This window comes from Armatimonas sp. (assembly GCF_043760365.1).
Classification (GTDB): domain Bacteria; phylum Armatimonadota; class Armatimonadia; order Armatimonadales; family Armatimonadaceae; genus Armatimonas.
The window spans coordinates 1-2,769 of sequence record NZ_JAYUPA010000974.1; the positions used below are offsets into that span (position 1 = coordinate 1).

The 2,769-nt window shown below is 61.4% G+C and carries 2 protein-coding genes; both read right to left on the reverse strand.

Going from position 1 to position 2,769, the window contains the following annotated elements; all coding sequences use genetic code 11:
• On the reverse strand, positions 1-1,121 hold a 1,121-nt coding region (locus ACH2EH_RS24665; RefSeq protein WP_395145999.1), incomplete at its 3' end, for a DUF512 domain-containing protein.
• A 95-nt stretch (positions 1,122-1,216) separates the two neighbouring features.
• Positions 1,217-2,769, reverse strand: a 1,553-nt coding sequence (locus ACH2EH_RS24670; RefSeq protein ID WP_395146000.1) for a hypothetical protein, incomplete at its 5' end; no start/stop codon positions are given.

Below are 2,769 nucleotides of genomic sequence, written 5' to 3' on the forward strand. Positions count from 1 at the left end.
TCCAGCCCTTCGACTTTATTAAACAAATCCGCAAGCTGCGTCAGGAGCGGCCCGGCGATCTCGCCCGTCGCAAACGTCACGCGTCTTGGGCGAGGCGCACGCTTCGGAAGATCGCGCTTGAGCTTTTCGCACTCGTCTAAAAATAAGCGCACCAGCCCGACACCGTCTTCGAGCTGCGGGAAGCCCTCGTACTGCGAGCGCGACGGGATCGGCAGGCCACCCCCTAGATAAAACTCATCGGAGAGGTAGACGAAGCGCGTGCCCAGCTCTTTCAAGTACCAGCTTCGGAGCGGCTCGACTTGCCCCACCCACCACGCTTTCTGCTCCCCGTTCCAGGTCTCGACGGGCGCGAGGCGCTCGCGGAACTGCGTGATGCCAATCGGGACGACGGCCACGGAGATCACGCCGCCAAACTCCCCGCGCTTCTTAGGGTGAAGATTGGCCAAGTCCGTGATGGTCTCAAAGAAGATTGCACCGTCGTTGTAGTGTGGCACCAGCACGACTTGTGCATGAATCTGAATCCGCGCCTCGACGAGTTTTTGCAGAATTTCCCGGATCGGCTCCGGGCCACGGCGACCTAGGATTTTCCCGCGCGCCTCGGGGTCGGTGGCGTGTACCGAGACATAGAGCGGCGAGAGGCGCTGCTCACAGATGCGCTCTAATTCGCCAGGCTTTAAGTTGGTGAGCGTGACATAGTTGCTGTGTAGAAACGAGAGCCGGAAGTCATCGTCTTTGATGTAAAGACTCGGGCGCAGGCCCTTGGGCTGCTGGTAGAGAAAGCAAAAGACGCACTTATTCTTACAGATATGCATCCGATCAAAAAGATCCTCCGCAAACGTAATCCCGACATGTGCATCGAACCCCTTCTCGATTTTCAGCGTGAGGAGCGCATCATCGCGCTTCACGGCGAGGGTCACTTCCTCGGCGGCGGAGTAGAAGCGCCAGTCCACCACATCAGTGAGCGGGTGGCCATTGACAGAGAGCACTACATCCCCCATCAGAAGCCCGGCGTCCTCGGCGATACTACCCGGCTCGATGGACTCGATCGCATTGCGGGGAAGCCGAGGGCGCTCAAGATGCTCAAGACGCTCGTGGGTGGCGACGGGAAGAGTTAGGGCCATAGGGCTCTATTGTATCGTGGAGTGTCCCGCCCCGTTGAACGTGATCGCCCCCATGAACGGGGGCGAAGTTCATCGGGGCGACTCACACAGAGCGACTAAATCCGCAGCAAACCGCAGGCTTGCTCGTAACCGTCGGCGCGCTTGCCAAACTCGCTAGCGGTGACGCGGGCCAGGGCGACTAAGTGATCCCAGCGGTGCGCTTTTCGGGTGCGACGGAACTCCTCGGAGACCGTGCGATAGTATTTTTCGGCGTGGAGCGTGCCATCCTCGCTGATCGCATAGTTGAGCAGGAGTGGGAAGACATGGGATTCGGAATGGCCAAGTGCGCCGTAGTGTGCCATCAGCGCGGCGGCGTGGGCCTGGTTGTTCTCCCGGATCGCGCCATCGAGCTCGCGTAAAAGCGCTGCTGAGTCGGTGATGGTGATCTCTGCCTTTGCCTCAGCGAAGGGATAGGCGGGCAGGTTTTTCCAGTCACGTCCTGTCGGCGCTTGCAGGTGATAGCCCGCCACAATCAGACTGGCAACGACGTTCTCGTGGGAGCTGACGGCGGCGATATTGCGCCAGGCGTTCATTGAGTCTGAGGCGTGCACACCGTAGGAATCGCCGTGGACACTGCCAATCTGCTTGCCGGGAAAGGCTTGCGTCCGGCCTGGATCGCGGAGTACTTGCTGGGTTGCCGCCAGCGAGAGCGCCTCCCCAATGGCGCTCAGCCCGAAGCCCTCCGCAAGTGCGCCTCCCACGGCATCCGCGGCCTGCGCGGGCGTGGAGGCGAGGAGCGTGTTGCAGAAAGTTCGCACCCAGGCATCGTCGGCGGTGCGGGTACCCGGTGAGCGGCCCACTAGTTTATGCGTGTCCAGAACTTTCGGGAGGATACTGCGGATCGCGGGCTCAGGTCTGCCCTGGGCGACCCGCTGCTTCTCCGCACTGACACAGTAGTGCACCGACTGCCGCAGAGTGGTGTGGGCGTGCTCTTTCCCCGTCAGGCCCAGCAAGTCCCACGCCCGATAAGCCAGCACCACACGGTGTACATCTGCTTCGTCCTGAACCAGTGTCTGGAGTGCATTAAATGCAGCATTGGGGGATTGCGCCACGAGCCCCGCAAAGAGCGTCTCGGCCTTGTCTAAGTCCTGGCGGCGCATCGCCTCACGCAGCGTCACACGCGTGTCCAGCGGCAATGGAGACACAGGGTGGAGCACTTCTGCGCTCCGTCCGCCCTTGGCTTGAATCTGGCTGGTGCTCCGGTAGAGAACTTTGAGCACGGGCAGCGCACGGCGACTGGCGGGAAGCTCGGCGGTCATCTGGTAGGCGGGCAACAGCGCCATGAAGGCGTGGTAGCCAATGTAGTCCTCGCCCCCAAATGTCCGGGCATTGGCCAGCGCGGCAGCGGAGACCAGCTCTCGGAGCGATGTTCCCTGCGCGAGCCGACTCACCACAAGCGGGAGCATTTTCTCAGCGGAGTTCTCTTGCAGAAGCGCGACGAGCGGCTCTAAGCGCCCAAAAGTCAGTGCATTGGTATCGCCCTCACGCTCGGTCTCTGCGCGAGCGGGTGCGATCCCCAGCTCAGCGGCGAGCGGCACTCCCACACTTGCCACCAGCATTCCCTTACCGACATCCGCCAGAAATCCACGACGTGTTTGCGATTCCATAG